The sequence below is a fragment of the Acidobacteriota bacterium genome, assembly GCA_003225175.1.
In the GTDB taxonomy this organism is placed as follows: Bacteria; Acidobacteriota; Terriglobia; order Terriglobales; family Acidobacteriaceae; genus Gp1-AA112.
Genome location: QIBA01000114.1, coordinates 1 through 4,964, shown reverse-complemented (window position 1 = coordinate 4,964; position 4,964 = coordinate 1). Strand labels below are relative to the sequence as shown.

Here is a 4,964-nt window from a genome sequence, read left to right as displayed (position 1 = left end):
CAGATCTGCTGAATCTAAGCCACTATTTTATAAATTAAAAGTTTTTTTTTTTTTTACTCTTTCTAGGAACCTAGACGAACGGACGAAGCCGAACGACCAGAACCTAAACGAACGAACAAATGTAAGTTCGGTTCGTTTATTTTCGTTTTTTTTTACTTCCAGGGAACGTAATTAACGTTCCCTTCTTTCTTTTTTTTAGGAAAACTGGACGAACGGACGAAGTCGTACTACTGGAACCTAAACGAACGAACAAAAATAAGTTCGTTTCGTTATTTTTGGTTTTTTTTACTTCCAGGGAACGTAATTAACGTTCCCTTCTTTCTTTTTTTTTAGGAAAACCAGACGAACAGATGAAGCCGTACTACTGGAACCTAAACGAACGAACAAAAGTAAGTTCGTTTCGTTTTCAGTTTTTTTTACTTCCAGGGAACGTAATTAACGTTTCCTTCTTTCTTTTTTTTAGGAAAACTGGACGAACGGACGAAGCCGTACTACTGGAACCTAAACGAATGAACTAAAGTAAGTTCGTTTCGTTATTTCAGTTTTTTTTACTTCCAGGGAACGTAATTAACGTTCCCTTCTTTCTTTTTTTTAGGAAAACTGGACGAACGGATGTAGCCGTACTACTGGAACCTAAACGAACGAACAAAAGTAAGTTCGTTTCATTTTCGGTCTTTTTTACTTCCAGGGAACGTAATTAATGTTCCCTTCTTTCTTTTTTTTAGGAAAACTGGACGAATAGACGAAGCTGTACTACCGGAACCTAGGTATTATGGCAACATCTGTACCATGCGAACAATTATTTTCTATAGCAGGTCTTACAATTACAAAATCAAGAAATAGGTTAACTGGTAAAAGTGCAAGAGCAATACTCTGTTTGAAAAGTTGGTTAAAAGAAAAAATAATTTAATAATATTAAAAACAATATTATAAATTTACTTGACTAATTATAAATAAACTTTTACTAGTATAATTAGGAATTAGAACATTTATATATAGTTATCATAAAATAGACATTTGAAATAAATAAATATTATATAAAACAATTTATTATTTTTAATTTTTAACATTTAACTTAATTTGATTTGGTTTAGTTCAGGTTTAATATATCACAGTTCAGCTTAGTTCGGTTCAGTTCAGTTCAGTTCAGTTCAGTTCAGTTCGGTTCGGTTTGAACCGGTTCGAACTGAGTTGACTTAAACTGAACCGTGATTCACCCGGTTCGGTTCAAGGTATGAGTGAGCTGAACCACGAACTGAGTGACTCGGTTTGAACTGTCAGTTCATTGAACCATGATCATCCCTAACTCAGAGTAATCTTGTTTGCGCCTCTTCTAATGCATTATTATTAATAATGCGTGAAACCAGCAAGTAACAAGCTCTTACAAAATTTGCTAAAATTTCTCGATCAGTATCATCCAGAAGATCCCACATCAATGGAGTCGCATAAATTAATATAAATGACTTCCATTGGTCTGCAGTAAAGCCGAAAAATTCTTCACCGGTATGGAATTCGGCCTAAGTCAGCAGGTACCTTAATACATTTTGCCCGTTTTCCATTAATTCAAGGTCAGATTTAGTGATTTTATTACCATCAATTCATAACCTTTTCACTATCCAATGAGAAATTCTGAGAAATAAGCAGTGCATCGAATTCACTACTAAATGTCTAATTGGGTTATGGTAAGGCAACTGGAGCATTTCAGACCAGCGAACATGAGTTCTACTAACATGTCTCTTTTGATTCTCGTTTGTTTGTTGATGTTTTCAAATCATAGCATTACGTCAATATTCTTCTAGATCCTTTATTTTAAACCAATCATCCATATCTTCAAATCCTCCAAAATTTGGCCTTTGATCTTCTTCACTGCTCGCTCTCTTATAGCACCTATGACATCTGACCAGTACGGATATATGACCACATAATTTTCTCACGGCCAGAATGTCATTGCTGCAACAAATTACAGCCATTCGGACATTTTTACTAGTAGGATATTTATTGGTAACTGGCAAATCAATCCCATCCCAAAATTCCAGCAATTCGTCAACTATCAGAGTGAGATAGTGATTTATTCTATGTAATTTAACCTCGTTTGGACCCAGCAGAATGCCGAGAACTAACATATTCTCCAAATATCTCATGAAAGATTGCAAATTACGCCATATATAGCGCCAGTGCTGTAAGAAGCTGAATTAAAAGGTTGAAACCAATCTAAGTTTATCATTATACCTAGATGCGAATTGGCAGTTTTGGCCGTAAAAAATCAGGATTGATCCAAATTATCAGTGTTAGATGGGAAAGTTTTCCATATTTCACCATTGTAAATATCGGTCATTATGCTATTTTAGTTATCCCAGCTGGTCCATTTATTCAAAAAATCCTCAAAACCTGGTCTTTGATACAACATAAGTATTTGAGTTTTCAAACACGGTAATAGATACACCATTTTTGGATGCCAAATATAACTGTTATTTACTGAAACCTTCGTGAGCAATTCTGACCCACAGGATCTATGATATTTCTGCATTGTATGGTTTGGAAATTCAATATGAGTGCATTTAAATCCTGAATCACCAGTATCTTGTGGAATTATTGCTGCAGTATCATATAACTTGTTACAATTCGGACATACTGCAAAAGATTTTGTTTTTTTCCTAATCTCTAATAACTTTCTAGCCATGTAGGCAGTTGAAGGAAACTTTTCAAATCATTGTGAATTAACATCCTTCAAAACAAGGCTAAAGAAGCCAACTAGCGAGTTGATTGTAACATCAGAAAGTCTAAACCTCTCTTGAAATTTAAAGATCCAGAGAAGAATCCATGAATTGTTCATGTTCGTATTTGTATTAGGATGTTCTTGGTCCGAATCATAATTAAAATTGAGAGAATCTGGAGTTGCAAATATATCAACCTCATCCTCATCAAAGAATAGTTCATCATCATTTATATCATCATCCAGTAGGTGAGAACCTTTTTCATCATCAGAACTGACTTCTTGTGCAGGTACTTCATCCAGAATAATTATAGTTTCAATTGTTTCACAAAATCAGTCATGTCTTTTTTGTTTCTTTCTGATAATAACTGGCTCGACTTCATCATCTGATTGATAATGATCACTATCAATCACATTTTCACGAAGATTCTGAGAATAACCAGCAACCATAGGTTCAATATCAATTGAAACAGATCTGGAATTAGGAAGATTGATTGGTGTTGATTTGACTCTTTTTCTCTGTCTTCTTTCATGTTAGATATAGAAGCCTGAAGACAATTTTCCTCCAATTTGTGTTTTTGTCTTGTTCTTGGGTCGACCATTTTGCCATCACATTTTTTGCAACTACACAGTACTTTTGTTCAAACTTTAGTAGCTCTTGCTACTGGTACTGTTGATTTTTCTTTAGTAGTTTCTTGTTTATTCATTGCTCATTTAAGTAGAATAAATAATCAATCAATCGAGCGAAATATTGAAATTTGTACAATTTTATTCAATTTATACTAAAAATTATCAACTAAATAATAAATCAGGAAACTTAAAAATTAATTTATTAAATGTATTGATTGATATCGGCAAAGTATATTTTCTCTTCAAGTAAAATATTATATCAATCAGAAAACTAATAAATTAATTTATTAAATGTATTGATTAATTTTGGTAAGAGTATATTCCATGATAATTGATCAATTAATTTAAAAAGGCTAACAAAAAGCTTATTATTAATATCAAATAGTCTAAAAATAGTCTAAAATAGACTACTTGAATGAATATAAAAGGACATCTAAAAGGCATATTTTCTCTCTACTTCACAATTGTTTTTAAATACTAACAATTACTTTCTTTTAAATATGACTCAGACATCTACTTATCGTTCAAAAAGAAGCTACCATCATTCAAATAGTCAATCCAGGAGCCATGGCCAAAGTTATCGTTCAAAGAGAAGCCAAACCTACTATCATCATTCAAATAGCTGATTTAGCAGCTATAGCAGAAACATTCAAAGCAAAACCCATCGTCATTCAAATAGTCAATCCAGAAGCCACAGCAGAAACTATTGAAGTAAAACCCATCGTCATTCAAATAGTCAATCTAGCAGTCAAAGCTTTCATTCAGGACACCGGTAAGTTACATTTATTATTATTAAAATTGTTCGTTCTTTATTTATTGATTATTATCATTTTTTTTGGAATAATAGATATTCGATTAATAAAAAGCGTCTGGAGGAAAAAACACGTAATTTATTAATTTATTGTTTGCACTTTGCAATAAATCAGTTTAATATAATTGGTTGTTTATTTTATACACGTTTTTACTTAGGTACAGCAAACCAACAAGCGGAACATCGATCAGATAATAAAAAAAAGAGGGATTTTTCATTTGGCGATATTACAGACGTACTTAATGAACTTTCCAAAGATAAAGGCAAAGTGAGGTAATCAGAAACCATTCCTCAACTCAGTAATAAAGAGTTACCAAGTGATTCAGGCAACTGTTCTAGCTCAAATAAAGCTAGAATTAGCGAGCCTGCTGATGAAACGGAAGTACTAAACTGAGAATTAGCAAGTGGTTCAACTGAACCCAGAAACAAGTCTAGTTTGAAAACAAACACGACTAGAGACGGTGATATGGAAGTACTAAATCTGAAAGTGCCAAGTCCAAGCTCAAATTGTCTATTAGTTGTTTCAACACAGAGAAGGAAATCTTCTCGAAGATCCAATAGAAGACGTTCAAGTTTTCAAAGATCCCATAGAAGACGTTCAAGTTCTTGAAGATCCAATAGAAGACGTGCAAGTTCTCAAAGATCCAATAGAAGACGTTCAAGTTCTTAAAGATCCAGAAGCTCTCCTGCTCGTTATATGCATATGACAAATCTGCCTAAAGACCTTCAGGAGGCTTCGAGGGTAATGATATTTTCTTTTGATTATACACTATATACAGTACATACATTACTTATTATATTTTTTATGTT

General features: G+C 33.1%; 4 protein-coding genes. 2 read left to right on the top strand and 2 right to left on the bottom strand.

The window, feature by feature from the left end:
* Positions 1 to 772: 772 nt before the first annotated feature.
* On the top strand, positions 773 to 910 hold the full coding sequence (locus tag DMG62_22745; protein ID PYY20640.1) for a hypothetical protein: 138 nt from the start codon (positions 773 to 775) through the stop codon (positions 908 to 910).
* Positions 911 to 1,784: 874 nt separating this feature from the next.
* Here DMG62_22745 and DMG62_22740 read toward each other — a convergent pair.
* Complete coding sequence (locus DMG62_22740; GenBank protein PYY20639.1) at positions 1,785 to 2,123, bottom strand: hypothetical protein; 339 nt, start codon at positions 2,121 to 2,123, stop codon at positions 1,785 to 1,787.
* A gap of 1,787 nt (positions 2,124 to 3,910) precedes the next feature.
* Between DMG62_22740 and DMG62_22735 the strand changes: the two genes are divergently transcribed.
* Positions 3,911 to 4,240, top strand: coding sequence for a hypothetical protein (locus DMG62_22735; protein PYY20638.1), 330 nt, complete (start codon positions 3,911 to 3,913; stop codon positions 4,238 to 4,240).
* Between the two features lie 366 nt (positions 4,241 to 4,606).
* Here the strand turns inward: DMG62_22735 and DMG62_22730 are convergent, their stop codons facing one another.
* A complete protein-coding gene (locus DMG62_22730; protein PYY20637.1) occupies positions 4,607 to 4,864 on the bottom strand; it encodes a hypothetical protein in 258 nt (85 codons plus the stop codon).
* Positions 4,865 to 4,964 lie beyond the last annotated feature (100 nt).